This is a genomic window from Mycolicibacterium sp. XJ870 (genome assembly GCF_053483975.1).
The window spans coordinates 88,270-105,414 of the sequence record NZ_JBEFTI010000002.1; the positions used below are offsets into that span (position 1 = coordinate 88,270).

Annotated in this window: 15 protein-coding genes; 9 read left to right on the forward strand and 6 right to left on the reverse strand. The window is 64.1% G+C overall.

Going from position 1 to position 17,145, the window contains the following annotated elements; translation table 11 throughout:
- Positions 1–75: 75 nt before the first annotated feature.
- Positions 76–786 (forward strand): TetR/AcrR family transcriptional regulator, encoded by a 711-nt coding sequence (locus ABQF30_RS11790; RefSeq protein WP_448463795.1) that lies wholly within the window; start codon positions 76–78, stop codon positions 784–786.
- A gap of 17 nt (positions 787–803) precedes the next feature.
- Here ABQF30_RS11790 and acnA read toward each other — a convergent pair whose 3' ends face one another.
- The 5 genes from acnA to ABQF30_RS11815 are packed head-to-tail and all read right to left on the reverse strand — an operon-like array spanning position 804 to position 8,651.
- Positions 804–3,455, reverse strand: coding sequence for an aconitate hydratase AcnA (gene acnA / locus ABQF30_RS11795; protein ID WP_448463797.1), 2,652 nt, complete (start codon positions 3,453–3,455; stop codon positions 804–806).
- Positions 3,452–4,540 carry an isocitrate/isopropylmalate dehydrogenase family protein gene (locus ABQF30_RS11800; protein WP_448463799.1) on the reverse strand — a complete coding sequence of 363 codons (1,089 nt, stop codon included), beginning with the start codon at positions 4,538–4,540 and terminating at the stop codon, positions 3,452–3,454. The genes acnA and ABQF30_RS11800 overlap by 4 nt, the downstream gene beginning before the upstream one ends.
- A 20-nt stretch (positions 4,541–4,560) precedes the next feature.
- Positions 4,561–5,691, reverse strand: coding sequence for an ABC transporter ATP-binding protein (locus ABQF30_RS11805; protein ID WP_448463801.1), 1,131 nt, complete (start codon positions 5,689–5,691; stop codon positions 4,561–4,563).
- Positions 5,684–7,456, reverse strand: a complete 1,773-nt coding sequence (locus tag ABQF30_RS11810) for an ABC transporter permease (protein WP_448463803.1) — start codon at positions 7,454–7,456, stop codon at positions 5,684–5,686. The genes ABQF30_RS11805 and ABQF30_RS11810 overlap by 8 nt, the downstream gene beginning before the upstream one ends.
- A 28-nt stretch (positions 7,457–7,484) precedes the next feature.
- Positions 7,485–8,651 carry an ABC transporter substrate-binding protein gene (locus ABQF30_RS11815; protein WP_448463805.1) on the reverse strand — a complete coding sequence of 389 codons (1,167 nt, stop codon included), beginning with the start codon at positions 8,649–8,651 and terminating at the stop codon, positions 7,485–7,487.
- Positions 8,652–8,894: 243 nt separating this feature from the next.
- Here ABQF30_RS11815 and ABQF30_RS11820 point away from each other — a divergent pair, with 243 nt between their 5' ends.
- From ABQF30_RS11820 to ABQF30_RS11850, 7 genes are read left to right on the forward strand one after another with little or no spacing between them, the layout of a single operon-like run.
- A complete protein-coding gene (locus ABQF30_RS11820; protein WP_448463807.1) occupies positions 8,895–9,575 on the forward strand; it encodes a GntR family transcriptional regulator in 681 nt (226 codons plus the stop codon).
- A 7-nt stretch (positions 9,576–9,582) separates the two neighbouring features.
- On the forward strand, positions 9,583–10,260 hold the full coding sequence (locus tag ABQF30_RS11825; protein WP_448463809.1) for a hypothetical protein: 678 nt from the start codon (positions 9,583–9,585) through the stop codon (positions 10,258–10,260).
- Positions 10,257–11,516, forward strand: coding sequence for a 3-oxo-tetronate kinase (otnK, locus tag ABQF30_RS11830; protein ID WP_448463811.1), 1,260 nt, complete (start codon positions 10,257–10,259; stop codon positions 11,514–11,516). The genes ABQF30_RS11825 and otnK overlap by 4 nt, the downstream gene beginning before the upstream one ends.
- Positions 11,513–12,136: a 3-oxo-tetronate 4-phosphate decarboxylase gene (gene otnC / locus ABQF30_RS11835; protein ID WP_448463813.1), complete on the forward strand. Its 624-nt coding sequence runs from the start codon at positions 11,513–11,515 to the stop codon at positions 12,134–12,136. Before otnK ends, otnC begins: the two co-directional genes overlap by 4 nt.
- A complete protein-coding gene (locus tag ABQF30_RS11840; RefSeq protein ID WP_448463815.1) occupies positions 12,133–13,203 on the forward strand; it encodes an Ldh family oxidoreductase in 1,071 nt (356 codons plus the stop codon). The genes otnC and ABQF30_RS11840 overlap by 4 nt, the downstream gene beginning before the upstream one ends.
- A gap of 8 nt (positions 13,204–13,211) precedes the next feature.
- Entirely contained in the window at positions 13,212–13,553 is a 342-nt protein-coding gene (locus tag ABQF30_RS11845) for a putative quinol monooxygenase (protein ID WP_448463817.1), read from the forward strand.
- Positions 13,554–13,569: 16 nt separating this feature from the next.
- Positions 13,570–14,343 (forward strand): fumarylacetoacetate hydrolase family protein, encoded by a 774-nt coding sequence (locus ABQF30_RS11850; protein ID WP_448463819.1) that lies wholly within the window; start codon positions 13,570–13,572, stop codon positions 14,341–14,343.
- Positions 14,344–14,364: 21 nt separating this feature from the next.
- Here ABQF30_RS11850 and ABQF30_RS11855 read toward each other — a convergent pair whose 3' ends face one another.
- Positions 14,365–15,117, reverse strand: a complete 753-nt coding sequence (locus ABQF30_RS11855; RefSeq protein ID WP_448463821.1) for an NHL repeat-containing protein — start codon at positions 15,115–15,117, stop codon at positions 14,365–14,367.
- Between the two features lie 262 nt (positions 15,118–15,379).
- Here ABQF30_RS11855 and ABQF30_RS11860 point away from each other — a divergent pair, with 262 nt between their 5' ends.
- Positions 15,380–17,128, forward strand: a complete 1,749-nt coding sequence (locus ABQF30_RS11860; RefSeq protein ID WP_448463823.1) for an alpha/beta fold hydrolase — start codon at positions 15,380–15,382, stop codon at positions 17,126–17,128.
- The last annotated feature ends 17 nt before the right edge of the window (positions 17,129–17,145 follow it).

Below are 17,145 nucleotides of genomic sequence, written 5' to 3' on the forward strand. Positions count from 1 at the left end.
TGTTGTCAGCGCTACCATTTTATTGATAGCACTGCCACGGTGGCATTGCAAACATCGATCTGTTATCAATGACAAGTGCCTCGTACAGACGGACCCGACGCGGGCGAACGAATCGTGTGCGCTGCAGCCGTACTGCTGAACAAGGGCGGTCGTGAAGCAGTCACAACCCGTGCCGTCAGCGCGGCGGCAGGCGTGCAGTCGCCGACGATCTACCGTCACTTCGGCGATATGCGCGGGTTGCTGGACGCCGCGGCGAGCCGGGGTTTCGCCGATTATCTGCAGACGAAGAAGTCGCGGCCGCGCGAGGCCGATCCCGTCGACGATCTACGCCGCGGCTGGGATCTGAGCGTCGAGTTCGGCCTGGCCCACCCGGCCGTGTACGCGATCCTCTACGGCGATCCACGCCCTGATGCGCGGCCTGAAGCGGTGGTGGAGGCACATGCGGTGCTACACAGGATCATTCACCGGATCGCACAGGCAGGTCGCCTACAAGTCAGCGTCGACCGCGCGGCAGACATGATGCACTCGGCCTGTCGCGGCGTGACCCTCAATCTCATTTCGATGCCCCCTGATGAGCGCGACAGCGGCCTCTCGGAAGCATTGCGCGAGGCGGTGTTGTCGGTGATAACAACCGACGTCGCCGTCGACCGGGATGCTGGAGACGATCTGCTTGCCCGGCGGGCCATAGCCCTCAAGGCCGTGCTGCCGGAGTCGCGCGCGCTGATGCCATCGGAGGCCGCATTGCTCTCCGACTGGCTGGACCGCATTGCTTCAGGACCCGCTTAGAACAGCGGGTAGCCGACCTAGTCCGAGATCAGGTGGCGCAGCACATACGGCATGACTCCACCGTGGCGGATGTAGTCGGCTTCGCGTGGAGTGTCCAGCCGGGGCACCGCGGCGAAGCGGGCGTGCCCGTTGTCGACGACGACCCTCGCGGGCACCTCACCGGTGTTCATGGTTTCGAGCCCGGTGATGCTGATGCGTTCGGCGCCCGTGGGTGCGACGTCGTCAGGCCCGGCGTCGACGAGTTCTATCGGAATGATGCCCATCGCAATGAGGTTGGAGCGGTGGATGCGCTCGAAGGATCGGGCGACCACAGCTCGAACGCCAAGTAGTGCCGGCCCTTTCGCGGCCCAGTCCCGCGACGACCCACCTCCGTAATCTCGACCGGCCACGACGACCATCGGAACGCCCGCGGCCCGGTACGCTGCGGCAGCGTCGAAGATCGTCGTCTCATCACCCCCAGCGAGAAAGTTGAGGGTACGGCCACCGCGCGTACCCGGTGCGACGCCGTTCTGCAGTCGCACATTGGCAAACGCCCCGCGCATCATCACCTCGTGATTGCCTCGCCGCGATGCGTAGGTGTTGACGTCACGACGGCTGACGCCGTGCGCGGCCAGGTAGTCCCACGCGGGCGTTCCGGACGTGATCGCCCCGGCGGGCGATATGTGGTCGGTGGTGACCAGATCTCCGAGTTTGACGAGCACCCGAGCGTCGCGGATGTCGTCGACCGGGCTCGGTTGCCGGTTCAGGCCGTCGAGGTAGGGGGGCCTGCGGACGTAGGTCGACGATGCGTCCCACGGGAACAGTTCACTGTTGGCGACGTCGATTCGTCGCCATCGATCGTCCCCGGAGAAGACATCGTCGTAGGCGTCGACGAACAGGTCAGTAGTCACGTTCCCGGCGATGATGTCGCGTACTTCTGTTGGCTGCGGCCATAAGTCGGCGAGATACACCGGATGTCCATCGACTCCGTGTCCAAGGGGCTCAGTGGTCAGATCGATGTCCATGGTGCCCGCAAGCGCATACGCGATGACCAACGGCGGAGACGCGAGATAGTTCATCGCCACTTCGGGCTGGATACGTCCCTCGAAGTTGCGGTTACCGGATAAGACCGATACCGCCACCACTCCGTCGCGGACCGCGCGGGACACCTCGTCGATCAACGGACCCGAGGCGCCAATGCATGTCATGCAGCCGTAGCCGGTAAGGAAGAAGCCCAGGCTCTCAAGGTCCTCGACCAACCCGGCGCGAGAGTAATAGTCCATCACCACCCGAGATCCCGGGCTCAGCGTCGTCTTGACCCAAGGCTTGCTGCGCAAGCCTGCGCGCATGGCGTTGCGCGCCAGTAGGCCTGCGGTGACCATCACCTCCGGGTTGGAGGTGTTGGTGCACGACGTGATCGCCGCGATGGCCACCGCGCCGTCGCGGATCTCGTAGTCGTCCTCCCCTAGCCGCACCGTCGCGGTCGTTGGGGTGCCTTGAGTGCCATTGACGTTCTGAACAGCATCGGAGAATCGCTGTCTGGCCTCGTCCAGCGGCACCCGGTCCTCGGGGCGCGACGGGCCGGCAAGCACGGGCACCACGCGGCCGAGGTCTAGCTCGACGGTGGCATCGAACCGCAGTTGGCGGTCGGGATCATGCCAAAGCCCTTGCGCCTTAGCGTATTTCTCCACCAGCTCGATCTGAATTTCGGCGCGTCCGCTCAGCCTCAAATATCGCAATGTCTCTGCGTCGATGGGGAAAAGTGCGCACGTGGAACCGAACTCCGGGCTCATGTTGGCTATCGTCGCGCGGTCGGTCAACGGAAGGTTTGCCACGCCAGGTCCGAAGAACTCGACGAACTTGCCGATGACGCCATGGCTGCGGAGTAGTTCGGTAATGGTGAGTACGAGGTCGGTCGCCGTCGACCCCGGCGGCAGCACGCCGTGCAGTGACACCCCGACGACTTCCGGCACGTTGATCGATACCGACTGCCCCAGCAGAGCCGCTTCTGCTTCGATCCCCCCAATGCCCCAGCCGAGGACACCGAGGCCGTTGACCATCGTGGTGTGGGAGTCGGTTCCCAGACATACGTCGGGAATGGCCCAGCCGGATTCCGGGATCACCACGCGGGCAAGCCGTTCCAGATTGACCTGATGCATGATGCCGGTTCCGGGGGGCACCACGGCGAAGTCCTTCAGCGACTTCTGGCCCCATCGCAGGAAGCGGTATCGCTCCTCGTTGCGGGTGTATTCAAGCTCCACGTTGCGTTGACGCGCATCGGGCGTACCGAAGGCGTCGGCGATGACGGAATGGTCGACCACCAGTTCGCCGGGGATCATCGGGTTGACGCGTCCCGGATCCCCGCCCCACGCGGCCATCGCATCGCGTAGGGCAGCCAGATCCACCAGTGCCGGAACGCCGTTGGTGTCGTGCAGGAACACCCGTGAGGGGAACAGGTCCACCGCCGAACCGCCGCCTTCGATGACGGCCGCGACCTGGTCATCGCCACGGGACGTGCCGTCGTGGAAGCGCAGAGTGTTCTCGAGCAGGATGCGACGCGTGACGGGCATGGTGCTCGGCGCGACGGCGGCGACGCTGTGATAGCGCAGCCGCCCGCCCACCACGGCGAGATCGCGTTGAGTTCCCAACGTGTCACGCTGTGTGCCGGTCAGGTGCGCTGCGGCGGTCACGGTTTTTTGACGGCGGCCGCGACCGCTTCACTGAACTCGCGACATCCGACGTTGCCACCCATGTCGCCGGTGCAGATGCCCTGGGCCACAGTCGCTTCGACGCTTCGCTCGATCAACGCCGCTGCCTGGGTGAGCGCACTGTCATCGTGTCGTGCGCCAAGCCAATCGAACAGCATTGCGGTGGAAAGCATCATCGCGATCGGGTTGGCGCGGTCCTGGCCGGCGATGTCGGGCGCCGACCCGTGCGCTGCCTGTGCCATGGCTCGGTCCTGGGATGCGTTCAGCGATGGGGCGATACCGAGTGATCCGGCCAGTTCTCCAGCGAGATCGGACAGAATGTCGCCGAACATGTTCTCGGTGACCAGTACATCGAATTCGTTGGCGCGCCGCACGAGGTGCACCGTCATGGCGTCGATGTGGTAGTCATCCACCTCGATCTCGGGATAGTTTTGCGCGACCTCCCGGCAGACGTCGCGAAACAGTCCCGTGGTCATCTTCAGCACATTGGCCTTGTGCACGATGGTGACGCGCTTGCGGCGCCGCGATGCCAACTCGAACGCCTCGCGCGCGATTCGTTCGCACGCGCTGCGCGTGATGATGCCCATCGCGATTGCAACGTCGGGGGTGGGCATGAATTCTCCCGTGCCTCGGTAGGTGTTGCGGTCGGCGTAGAAGCCCTCGGTGTTCTCGCGCATGATAACGAGGTCGGTGTTAGCGACCACGGCGTTCCCGCCGTGAAACGCTTTCGCCGGGCGAACATTCGCGTAGAGGTCAAAGTGCTTGCGGATCGTGCCGCTGGGGTTGAGCTGCGAGCGGAACGGCTCCGGGTAAGCCGCACTGTCGTGGGGCCCGAGTAGCCAGCCGTCGGTCTCCGCCAGCGCGGCCAGTGTGCTTGCCGGTGTCGCTTCGTTGAGCCCTTCGATGGCCTTGAAGCCCAGCGGCAGTTCGCGCCATTGGATGGCTGGGATGCCGATCTCAGCGACGGCCGCATCGGCTACCAGAACCGCCGCGGGCACGATCTCCGGGCCGATTCCGTCGCCGGGCAGAACGCCGAGGGCGTAGGTGCGTGAAGCGGAAGTTGTCACAGAAGTTGTCCTTCTTCGTTTCAAGGTGCGACGGTCAGCAGTTCTTGGACGTCGGCTGACAGAACGTCGGCCTCGCGGTACAGCAGGCAGGCTTCCGGTTCGACGCTGAGACGAACGGGACCCTTGAGCCCGCCGCGGTCACATACAACCTGAACCACCTGGTCACCGAGCTTCACGTCGTACTCATAGCGGGAGCCGAGATAGGACACGGTGAGCACCTCGGTGTCCAGAGCGTTGTCGCCTGATCCCGAGGAGGTTCCGGGTGGGCACAACCGCAGCCGCTCCGGCCGGATGGCAACCGTCACCGGTTGTCCTACCGGAATCGACTGGTCTGTCTTGACTTTCAGTGGCTGCCCATTGGCTGCCAGTCTGACGACCGCATCAAAGGCAGTCGACTCGGTGATTTCGGCCTGCAGGAAGTTGCACCGGCCCACGAAGGCGGCGACCTCGGCAGTGGCCGGCGTCTCGTAGATCTCCGCGGGGCTTGCGACCTGGAGCATCCGGCCGGCGGACATGACCGCGATCCGGTCGGACAAGGCAAGCGCCTCATCTTGATCGTGCGTGACGTAGACAGTGGTGATGCCGAGGTCTTCCTGCAGTCGCTTGAGCCAGGCCCGCGCCTGTTCGCGCAGCTTGGCATCGAGGTTCGACAGTGGTTCGTCGAGCAGCAGGACCGTGGGTGAATAGACCAATGCCCGGGCCAGCGCGACACGCTGCTGCTGTCCGCCGGACAGCTGGTGCGGGTAGCGGTCCCGCAGATGCAGAAGTCCTACCTTGTCCAGGGCGTCGTCGATGAGCCGGCGCTGCTCGTCCCTGCTGATCTTGCGGATTTGCAACGGCATTGCGAGGTTGTCGTTGATCGTCTTGTGCGGCCACAACGCGTAGGACTGAAACACCATGCCAAGGTTCCGTCCTTCCGGTGGGACGAACACCTTCTGGGCGGTGTCGACGAAGGTGTTGTCGCCCACGGCGATCGTGCCGCTGTCCGGCTGCTCGAGCCCGGCGATGCAGTTGAGCGTGGTGGACTTGCCGCACCCGCTAGGCCCGAGCAGCGTGAAGAATTCACCGTCGCGGATGGTGAAGTCGATGTCGTCGAGAACGATGTTGTCCCCGAAGTGCTTCTGCAGGTGGCTGACTGTGACGTCAGGCATCGGTTTTACGTCCCTTCAGGAGGAGCCCGGCAAGCGCAACGAACGCTGCGGTGATGGCGATTTGGATGGTGGCCAACGCGGCGACCGACCCGGTGTTGCCCTGAACCCAGAGTTCGAGCATCGTCGTGCCGATGATGTTGGTGTTTGCAGAGCCGAGGAACACCGCGGGCGAATATTCCTTGAGCATGGTGACGAAGGTGAGGATGAGCGCCCCAGCGAACGCTGGACTGAGCAGGCGCACGAGAATGCGGAAGAAGGTTTTCACCCAGTCAGCGCCGGCGACACGGGCTGCGTTGTCGAGCTCTTGTCCGATCTGCATGATCGACGGCGCCAGGGATCCGAAACCGCTTGGCAATGCACGCAACCCGAAACCGATGATCAGCGCCCACAGGGTGCCCTGCACTAGCTGACCGGACCCGAATGGTGCGTAGGCGAAGGCCCAGAAGAAGCCGATGCCGACGATGAGGCCCGGCATAGCCTGGGGCGCCAAGGCCAGGTACTCCACAGTGCGGCGGAACCGGAACGTGGACCGCCTGGCGACCATGACGGCCAGAAGAGCGACGAACGTGACCAGCACCGCGCCGAGCGACGCGACGATGAGACTGTTCTTGATCGACTGGACGTAGGCCGCATAGGTGAAGACGCGGTCGTAGTTGTTCATCGTCAAACTCTTCAACGGTGACTGCAGCGGGCTGAACACCAGCGTGAACGATCGGAAGATCAGTCCGGCAATGGGAATCAGCGCACCCATGACGACGTAGAAGACGATGACGCACAAGCTGATCCACTTCAGCCAGCCCAGGTCCAGAAGCCGGGGCCGGGTGGCCTTACCCCGCACCGAGACGAACCGTTGAGCGTCCTTGAGGAGCTTGGCCTGCAACGCCACCAAGCCGACCGTGACCACCAGGATGATCGCCGACGCCGCGCCGAGCACCCCGTAGTCCGGGTTGATCGATTGCAGCCCGTTCTTGAACAGGAATGTCGAGAACACTTGGATGTTCACCGGCTGGCCGTACAACAGCGGCACGCTGAGGGTCTCCACCGACATGGAGATCACCAGGATGGAGCTGTAAACGATCGGCGGGCGCAGCATCGGAAGGATGACCTGGAAGATGATGCGCACAGGACCCGCGCCGCAGACTTGTGCGGCAGATTCCAGCGACGCGTCACTCTGCCGTAAGGCGTTGGCACAGAACGTATAAACGATGGGCGCGAGCGCCACGGCTTCGGTGAGTGCCATGCCCGGGATGGAGTAGAGGTTCCACGGCAGATGCCCCAGAACCTGCTGGATCTTGATGCTCACGAACCCTGACGGGCCGTACATCATGATCCAGCCGAAACCCAGGATGAGAGAGGAGATGAAGAACGGCCACTGCATGGCCGCAGCGAGGACGCCGCCTCCTGGCAGCTTGGTCCTCACGACGACGATCGCCATCGGGACGGCCAACACGAGCGTCAGAAGTGTTGTGAGACCTGCGAAGTAGATCGTGTTGAGGGCAACCTCGCCAAATCCCGCCTCCGCGAAGAGTCGGACGTAGTTGTCGAGGCTGAGCACTCCGCCGGCCTCGTAGAGCGGCCGATCCAGGAACGACTGATACAAGGTCGGAACGACGGGAGCCAGCACCAGGATCGCGAGAAAGATGATGACTGCGTACTGCAACCACAGTTCGCGTCCCAGTCCGAGAAACTTCCGATAGCGGGGGGCCGGATGGCCCCCCTCCTTGGAACCCCGGACGGTCGGCGGCGGAGCTGTCGTCGTCGTCATGACAGTTACATTCCTTTGTTTCGGTAGCTCATCGGCCGAGCAGTCCGTCCCAGCGAGTGGTGAATGCATTTACCTGGTTCTCGGGGACCATCACGTAGGGCACGTCGATCACGTTGGCTTCACCGACGGCTTGCACGAGCTCTTGGTAGGTATGCCTGCCGTCCGTTGCCTCGATGCCGTCACGGTAGGAAGTCAGACCGCCCTCGGCGACCGCGCGCTGACCTTCCTCTGACATGACGAAGTCGGTGAAGAGCTTGGCCGTGGCGGGATGCGGGGCCCCGGCCGGGATGGCGATACCGCGCGGCAGCACGACAGTTCCGTCGTCATAGAAGGTCTGACCCAGCAGGCCGCCGCTGTCGGCAACCTTCGGATATGCGGGGGCGGCGCTGATGAAGATTCCCGCCAGGTACTCACCGGAGGTGATTTTCTCGAGCTGCGTGCCCGAGGACGTCTCGGCCTTGGCCATGGGCAGCACCTTCTCCAAGGTGGACCAGGCATCGGGGCGCGCCTCGGTGAATGCGTGTGACACGGTGAAACCGAAGGCGCCGTTGACGTCACGGCTGGTGATCTTGCCCTCGTACTTGCCCGGATCCTTGGCAATGATGTCGGCCAAGCTCTTCAGGCCGGTCGGTTTGTCCGTCATCAAAGAGGCGTTGTAGATGATCGACAGTGGGTCAAGGGACATCGCATAGACGTTGGGCATCAGCGTCGCCTGTTTGGGCAGCTTGGCGACCTCTGGCGACTTGTACTCCAACAGCGTTGCCGGGCGCGCGGCGAAGTCGGCCCATGCCTGAGCGGCGTTCGAGACGACGATGTCGGCTGCTGAGCCTGCCGTGGCCTGCTCACTGAGGACCCGCTGGAAAACCTCGTCGCTGTCCAGATTGTTGGCCGCGATCTCGGTAACCCACGGGTACTTCTTCTTGAAGTCCCGGAAGATCGGGGCCCAGTTCTCCTGGTCGGTGTTCGAGTAGATCGTCATCGTCCCGCCTTCGTTCTTCGAGGCGGCGATGACGTCCTTGTACTCAGCCGGGTAATAGTCGGGAGCTTCACCGGTCTTCACGGTGTTGTTGGCGCCGGGTTCGGTGGATTCGCCGGACCCACACGCGGTGAGAGCCATCGAGATGGCCACGCCGAAGACCGCGGCGAGGCGGATGGCGCGGCCCCCCGCACGAACCCCTGACGGGACTGATTTCATGCTCTTCCTCCTTGAAGATGAGACGTCGAACTCATGGGCGACCTTGTGTGTGCCCGGTCACCGTAAGTGGTTATAACCTATGACGTCAACCCGCCAAGCCCGTCATATTTCGGAATAACCAGCTTGTGCACGTTATCGCGGCTATAACTGCGCAAACGTGAGAACCGGGACGACCCGACGATCCCCTAGCATCCCGCCCGACTGCTGCTGTACGTTATAACCACCCTGGAAGAGAGGTGGCCGATGTCGCAGCCCGCGGAGTTGTTCGAAACCAAGAGCGACTTTGCGTACCGACAGGTGCGCGATCGCATCCTGTCAGGCGAATTGCCGCCCGGCGCCGTCATCCAGCAGCGCGAGCTCGCCGGCCAGATCGGCATCAGCACCACTCCGTTGCGCGAGGCGCTGAGGCGGCTCAAGAGCGAGGGCCTGGTCGAACTCGATGCGCACCGGGACGCCCGCATTTCGTCGCTGCGCGCGGAGGAAGCCAGAGATCTGTTGGAATTGCGGAAATCGCTGGATCCGTTGGCTGCGGGCCTGGCGGCCCAGCGCAGAACCAACGCCGACATCCAGGCTATGCGGGCGGCCCTCGCCCTCATCGAGCCTCTTCCGACCCGCCCGGCCGTCAGCCAACTCGTCGCACACCGCAATTTTCACGCCGCGGTTTATCGGGCCAGCCACAACGATCTACTCATCGATGCCCTGGAAGGCTTGTGGGACAAGGCCGATCGATATCGGCGCATGGCGCTGCAGACCGAACGCACCCAGGCAGCCCGTGACCAAAAGGCACACGAACACCAGCTGCTGATCGACTTGATTGCCGCGGGCGACACCGACGCGGCAGCCAGCCTGATGCGCGAGCACATCGACACAAGTCTTGGAGCCACTGCAGTCTGGCGGCTCGGGCATGAAACCCCGGGAGAGTAGCGGCTCTGTGAGAGACCGTCCACTGATCGCCGCCGTGCACAACACCACCGCCTCGATCGCGCCGCTTCGCGCGGCGCTTGCGCAAGAACTTCCCGACGCCGTGTTGTGGAATTTGATGGACGACCGGCTAGGGATAGACGCCGACGCCGCAGGCGGTGCGCTCAGCCCGAATCTGCGCGACCGCATGCTGGACTTGATCCGCCACGGAGTCACCGGTGGGGCCGACGCTGTGGTGATCGCCTGTTCGATGTACGGCGAGGTGCGCGCAATCGCCGAAAAGTTGTTCGTTACACCAGTTTTCACCTCTGACGCCGACATGGTCTCGGACATCGCAGCCTTGGCACCTCGGTGCGTGGCGGTGTTGGCCTCGCTACAGGCATCCGCGGCCGACTCCTCGGCGCGCATCACCGCGGCGCTGACCTGCACCAACTCGCCTTCCGCGGAGGTGGTACCGGTGTTCTGTCGAAGCGCCGCCGAGGCGGCTGAGCGGGCCGACATACCTGCACTAGCCGATGCCTTCGCCACCGAACTCGACGGCACCGGCCGCGAATTCGATCTGGTCTGCATCGCTCAGTACTCGTTGAGTCCCGCCGCCGCGGCACTGGCCGACATGATCACCGTGCCCGTGATCAGCCCGCCCCGATCGGCGGCCCGCGCGATCGCACACCGGTTGGCGGCATCGTGAGCCGGGGACCGAAGATCGGCTGCATCGCCGACGATTACACCGGTGGCACGGACGTCGCCGCCGCACTGCGGCGGCAGGGGCTCCGCACCGTGCTGCTGTTTGGTGCGCCGGGCGAGGGGGCGCTCGTCCAGGAATGCGACGCCGTGGTGGTGGCGCTGAAGTCCCGGGCGCTCGACGCCGAGGCTGCCGTCACGATGTCCCTTGCCGCACACCACTGGTTGACCTCCGTGGCCGGCGCGCCCACTGTCTACTTCAAGTACTGCTCCACATTCGACTCGACCGCCGCAGGCAACATCGGACCCGTCGCAGATGCCCTGCTCGACGCCGCCGGTACGACCATGACGATCGTCTGCCCCGCTACTCCCGAGCACGGTCGCACCGTCTATCAAGGCCATCTGTTCGTCGCTGATCAGCTGCTCTCGGAATCGTCGATGCGCCATCATCCCCTGACCCCGATGACAGACTCAAGCCTGCCACGATTGATGGCCGGCCAGAGTCCACATCCGGTGAGACTGCTTGGCTGGCAGGAGGTCCGACGAGGCGGCGCGGTCGTCGCCGACGCCTTGCGCCGAGCCGCCGACGACGGCATCCGTCATGTCGTGTTCGACGCGCTCGACGACGAGGACCTGCTCACCATCGTCGGCGCTATCGCGGACATGCCGGTGATCACCGGCGCCGCAGGGCTGGCCGGCGCAATCGGTCGTGTCATCGCCGATCACGATCAGACCGAGGCCGCATCTGAACCCCTGCTGGCGCCGGCCGGCGCCAGCGTCGTTTTTGCCGGCAGTTGCTCGAAGACCACTCTGGAACAGGTCGCCCAGGCCCGAGCGCGCTTCGCCTCACTGCGGTTGGACCCTCGCGCCGCCGCCACGCCCGCCGACCTGTTCGAGCCGGCTCGAGCGTGGCTGCTCGAACACCTCGGCGACGAACCGGTGATGATCTATTCGTCAGCGCCTGCCACCGAACGCGGTCCCGCCGACCCCGGCATCGCCGATCAGCTCGAAGCCACAATGGGCGCGCTGGCCAAGGCCGCCGTCGCCGCCGGGGCACGCCGCGTCGTGGTCGCCGGAGGAGAGACATCCGGCGCCGTTGTCGACGCGCTCGACGTGAAGTCCGTCGTAGTCGATGCCGAAGCCGACCGTGGAGTGCCGTGGTGCAGCACGTCCGATCACCGCATCTCGCTGCTGCTGAAATCCGGTAACTTCGGACAACCGGACCTACTCGTCCGCGCCGCTACCAGCCCGACACTGTCATGACCGTCGCCAGCGACATCGTCGACCTTGGTGCGTCTTTCTTCCGGCGTGGCCTGACTTTCGGACGCACCGGCAACCTGAGCGCAGTCGATGACGACGGGACGATTCTCATGACCCCGACGGGGGTCAGCCTGGACCGCCTGCGCGCCACATCGTTGTCCCGGGTCACCCCCGATGGCGAACACCTCGGCGGGCAACCGCCGACCAAGGAGGCGTTCCTACACTTGGCTCTCTACCGCGCTCGTCCCAATGCCAGAGCCGTCGTACATACCCACAGCACCCACTCGGTCGCGGTCTCCTGTATACGAGACATCAACCGCGACAACGCGTTGCCAGTCCTGACCGCCTACTACGCCATGCGAGTCGGCACGCTGCCCATCCTGCCGTACCACGCCCCCGGAGATTCCTCGCTGGGCCCAGCCGCGGAACTGGCGGCCGCCGAGCATCACGCCCTGCTGTTGGCCAACCATGGGCCCATCGTCGCCGGGATCGACTTGGCCGCTGCCGCAGACGCTCTCGAAGAGATCGAAGAGACGGCAAAGCTCTTTCTGCTCCTGCAGGGACAAAATGTCCAACCGGTCCCCGACCAGGAAGTCCGACGCCTGAACGGACTGCACAGATGAACACCTCCTCGTCTCAGGACGTCGAAGATTGCTTCGTTGCACACCATCTCGTCGAGATGGGTACGAACGTCCTCGTCCACAAGGGCGTTCCAGAGCCCGACGCACGCCTCGTGGCTGAGTCACTGGTGACCGCAGACATGTGGGGCCACCCTTCACACGGCATGCTCCGGCTGCCGTGGTACGTCGCGCGCATCGAAAGCGGAGCCATGCGCGCGGTGACCCACGTCGAGACGATCAGTTCGCATGCCGCGGTCTCGGTGCTCGACGGAGATGACGGAATCGGCCAGGTCGTCACCCATCACGCGATCACCGCGGCGGGCAACGCAGCCACCGTCTATGGAGTCGGCGTGGCGGCCGTCCGAAATAGCAACCACTTCGGCACCGCGGCCTACTGGACCCGGATCCTCGCCGATCGGAATTGCGTCGGCATCCTCACCACAAACGGCAGCCCGGCGATGGCGCCCTGGGGTGGAGTCGAGAAACTCATCGGCGCCAACCCGTGGTCCATCGCAGTCCCCGGCGGCCGTCATGGCACCGTCGTCCTCGACATCGCCAACATCGGGGTCGCACGCGGCAAGGTGTACGCCGCACGACAACGCGGACAACGCCTGCCTGACGGATGGGCGATCGACGCCAGCGGCTTGCCGACCAGCGATCCGCAGGCTGCTCTTGACGGTCTTCTCCTGCCGATGGCCGGACACAAGGGCTACGCGGTGTCATTCATGATGGATGTCCTCTCGGGCGTGCTGACCGGAAGCTCGTTCGGCCGCAACGTCGTCGGCCCGTATGTGCCGAACCAGCGCAGTGGCTGCGGCCACCTCGTCATCGCCATCGATATCGCGGCCATCATGGCGCCGGAGCAGTTCAACGAACGCATGGACGAGTTCATCACCTCAGTCAAGTCCTCTCGTCCCGCGCCGGGCCGGGAGATCGTGGTGCCGGGCGAGCTGGAGAACCGCGCTGTTGCCGAGGCCGACGGCGTCGTGACACTGCCCGCCAAGACCGTCGACGAGCTCAATGCCCTGGCAGCGGCTTGTGGTGTTGAACCGGTGGCACCGGGGCGATGATGTACACGTTGTTCGTCACCCTGGACGTTCACGCCGACAAGGTCGATGACTTCCTCGACGCCATCCAAACCAACTCCGCGGCGTCACTGCGCGACGAGCCTGGCTGCCTGGCGTTCGACATCCATGAAGACATCGACGTGCCGGGGCGCTTCTACCTTTACGAAATCTACGCGGACGAAGAGGCTTTCAGAATCGCCCACCGCAGCGCGCCTCACTACGCCCAGTGGCAGCAGGCCGCCCAGACCTGCATTGTGGCCGGAAGCCACAGGAACACCTTTGCCCGTCCCATCATGGTGCAGGGCATTGCCGCATCTAAATCCAAACCATTGGAAGACAACCGCATCACGTGACCACGGAATCGTTGCGATGAAGTACGCCCGCGTCGAGCACGAGGGACTCGCCCATTGGGCAGTCCTGCGGAGCAACACCTTTCACCTACTCGACGGACCGCCGTACGACGAAGGTCGCCCCACGGGAACCGAGGTCGCCGCTGCGGATGTGCGACTCTTGGCGCCGGTCACTCCGTCGAAGATCTTCTGCGTAGGCCGGAATTACTCAGATCACCGTACTGAGATGGGATACGGGCACGACGGATCGCCTTCGGTGTTCATGAAGGGACCCTCGACCATCATCGGCCCTGGCGACGATATCGTCCTACCCCCGACGAGCATGAGCAACCACGTCGAACATGAAGCTGAGTTGGCGATCATCATCGGTAAACCCGCCCGGTTCGTCACGGCCGCCGAGGCCACGGACTACATCTTTGGATACACGTGTGCCAATGACGTGAGTGCCCGTGATCTCCAACGCAGCGACCCACAGTTGACGCGCGGCAAGGGATTTGACACATTTTGCCCGGTCGGCCCGTGGATCGAAACGGAACTGAGCCCCACGACCGGAGTTCGCTTGCGCTGCAGTGTGAACGCGCAGGTGCGCCAGGACGGGTCGACAGCCGACATGACCTATGACATCCCGTTCCTGATCGAGTACCTCACCGGCTTTGCGACCCTCGAACCCGGTGACCTCGTCTTGACCGGGTCTCCCGGAGGTACCGCCGCTATCCAACCGGGAGACACCATCGATATCGACATCGACGGCATTGGCGTACTTACGACCGGGGTCGTTAGCGCCCTCCGATAAAGCTGCACAAGTGTTGCGACATTACTTGGCATCGAGCCTTACGATCCGGTTAAGTTGGCTCATGACGTAGACGTTGCCGTCTGCGTCAACGGTGATGTCGGTCGGGCTCTGGAGTCCGCTGAACGGCAACTGGGTCCAATCGCCTCCGCCGGCAGGCATCCGGGAAACGGTGTTCGCCTTCACGTCGGTGGCATACAGATTGCCCGCGGCGTCGACCGCCAGGCCGCCTACATCGTCAGTCACGCCGACGACCGGCTCAGCAGCCGTTGCGCCCTTCGCGATCTTCACGGTCTTGCCCCTCCTGGATACGAACAGGTTGCCGGCGGCGTCGGTCACCATGTGTCCGACCCCGTCGACATCGTTGACCGTGAGTTCAGTCGGCTCGGTCGCACCGGGAGCGAGCTTCAACAGCTTGTTGTGCTGGTTGTCGCCGAGGTAGACCGTGCCGTCCTGCGCTACTGCGATGTCGCTGAATTTCTGGAGCTTGCCGAACGGTAGCGGTTTCGGGGTGGCAGATCCGGGTGCCAGGGACTCGACGACACCGTCGAGGGTGACGAAGTACACCGTGCCGTCCGGCGCGACCGCCAACGTGGCCACGGTGCGATAACCGCTGAGTTTCAACGGGGTTGGTTGGGCGGCGCCTGCTGCCAGTGTCGCGATCCCGGAGCCACCGCCCAGGTAGAGCACGTTGTTTGCGTCGGCACCCATCTCCCTAAACCCCAGAGTGTTGAACGGGAGCGTGGTCTGCTTGCCCGTCTGCAACGGCACGTCCATCGTCCGAGCGGTGGGCGCAGAGCCGGAAGAGCACGCCACCAACACACTCGCAACGGCAATGGTTGCTAGGCCGAGGAGGAATCTGAGTAACCCTGTCGCCCGCGCGCGCAGTCTTGCCTTCTCCGTCTCCACGCCTCGGATCGTAGATGCTGCCCAAGATCAAATCTGTCGCGTGCACAGTTCGCCAAAACTGTCTACTGAAGCGTGTGGGTGCCTTACCGTGACGTCCAACAATCAAATGGCATCTCGGGCAGGAGACACTGTGGCGCGACTATCGGTATGGATGGGAGCGGGCGCGGTTGCCGCAGGCGTTTCTGCCGCAATGATCGCCGGGGCCGACGTGGCGAGCGCCGACACCGGGTCAGGCTCGGAGGGCTCAAAGTCCGACACCAGCGCGAGTTCGTCGGACAAGGGTGACCGGCCGGGCCCCCGTCGGCACTCTGGCCGCACACGTGATTCCTCCACCGCCAATGACACGAACGACAAAGCCGGCAAGGTGACCAAGGTCGACAAGGCTGACAAGGCTGACAAGCTGACCAACGCCCGCAAACGGGTACGCGATGCCCGCGCCGCGCAGCGGCGGGAGACTACTGCCGACGACGCATCGCAGGAGGAGCCGAGCACTCCGCCCGCCGCGGGCGTCGACGACAGTCAAGGTTCCGACGCCGTTGCCCCTCAGGGGCCCGATGATGCTTCAGTTCAGCCAGAGTCCGACCCGGCTGAGGCGCCCTTGGAGACCGCTGCCAGCGATCCAGAACCGGTGACTGCCGAATCTGATGAGAGACAATCAAAGTCACCTCTGCAGCGCCGCGTTTTTGGGCGTGCCGCAGCGTCTGGGGAAGCTCCTGCGTCGCAATTGATCTCAGCGATCCAGACATCATCGCCTTTGGCGACCGCACCGAAGCTGCCGTCGCTGCCCGAGCTGGTCCAATCAGTTGTCTTCGACTTCATCGGGGTGGCCGTCACGGCCATTTCGGGTCCGCCCGTGGTACCTGCCGGGAGCAACGTCACCGTGCGAAGCTCCGACCTGGAGATCACGGAGGGACGCACCGTACCCGCCGATTGGTATTACCCCGAAGGCGACGAACCGCCGGAGCGGATGATCCTGCTGCAGCACGGCTTCCTCGGTGTGAGCTCGATGTACAGCTACACCGCCGCCAACCTGGCCGAGCAGACCAACAGCATCGTCGTCGTGCCGACCTACTCCTCGAACCGCTTTGTCCGGGATGGGTTTTGGCTGGGCGATGATCAGGTGTACCGCGCTACAGCCGAGTTGTTCCTCGGCGATCGCGACGCATTGACGGCCAGCGCACTGGCGGCGGGCTATGCCCAGCAGTACGGCGCCGGTGTTGCCTTGCCGGACACATTCGTCTTGGTCGGGCACTCTCTTGGCGCCGGCGTGGTGGCGGGTGCCGCGGGATATTACGCGGATGCTGTCATCTCGAGTGGAGAAGAAAATCATCTGGCCGGAGTGGTGCTCCTCGACGGGGCGCCGCCGGCGAACACGCTGCCTGACGCGCTGGACAAGCTGGACGGGCTCGGCACCTACGTCCCGGTGCTGGAACTGGGTGCGCCCAAAGAATCACGCAGAGTCGACGCGGCGTTGACCGAACACCGGCCAGGCATGTTCAACGGCGTTGTGCTGACAGAAGGTAAGCACCTGGATGCCATGCAGGGCGGAAGCCCACTCATCCAGCTCATGTCATACCTCTACCAAGGCTTCCCGACACCGCAGAACAAGTCGGCCTCACAGACGCTCATCACCGGCTGGGTCAACGACATGTTCGCCGACCGGATCGATCCGTCCACCGGAATGTGCGAAGGCGTCGACTGTGCAGGCATCTACGGGGAGCCGGGGGAAACCATCGTCCTCCCGACACCGGCTGGGTCCACCAGCGCGGTCGTGATCGGCGGAGCAGGCCCCGCACTGATCACAACCGAATTTCAGCCGATGCTAGCCAACGCTCTCGTGGCTTCGAGGCCGTCCGCAGGCTTGCTCCGTCTCGTGTGACGGCGGGGCGACGCGTA

Coding starts and splice junctions, on each gene's coding strand:
- ABQF30_RS11805 (WP_448463801.1), bottom strand. CDS start 5,691: ATGCCTGACGTCACAGTCAGCCACCTGCAGAAGCACTTCGGGGACAAC.
- ABQF30_RS11810 (WP_448463803.1), bottom strand. CDS start 7,456: ATGACGACGACGACAGCTCCGCCGCCGACCGTCCGGGGTTCCAAGGAG.
- ABQF30_RS11815 (WP_448463805.1), bottom strand. CDS start 8,651: ATGAAATCAGTCCCGTCAGGGGTTCGTGCGGGGGGCCGCGCCATCCGC.
- ABQF30_RS11820 (WP_448463807.1), top strand. CDS start 8,895: ATGTCGCAGCCCGCGGAGTTGTTCGAAACCAAGAGCGACTTTGCGTAC.
- otnC (WP_448463813.1), top strand. CDS start 11,513: ATGACCGTCGCCAGCGACATCGTCGACCTTGGTGCGTCTTTCTTCCGG.
- ABQF30_RS11840 (WP_448463815.1), top strand. CDS start 12,133: ATGAACACCTCCTCGTCTCAGGACGTCGAAGATTGCTTCGTTGCACAC.
- ABQF30_RS11850 (WP_448463819.1), top strand. CDS start 13,570: ATGAAGTACGCCCGCGTCGAGCACGAGGGACTCGCCCATTGGGCAGTC.
- ABQF30_RS11855 (WP_448463821.1), bottom strand. CDS start 15,117: ATGGACGTGCCGTTGCAGACGGGCAAGCAGACCACGCTCCCGTTCAAC.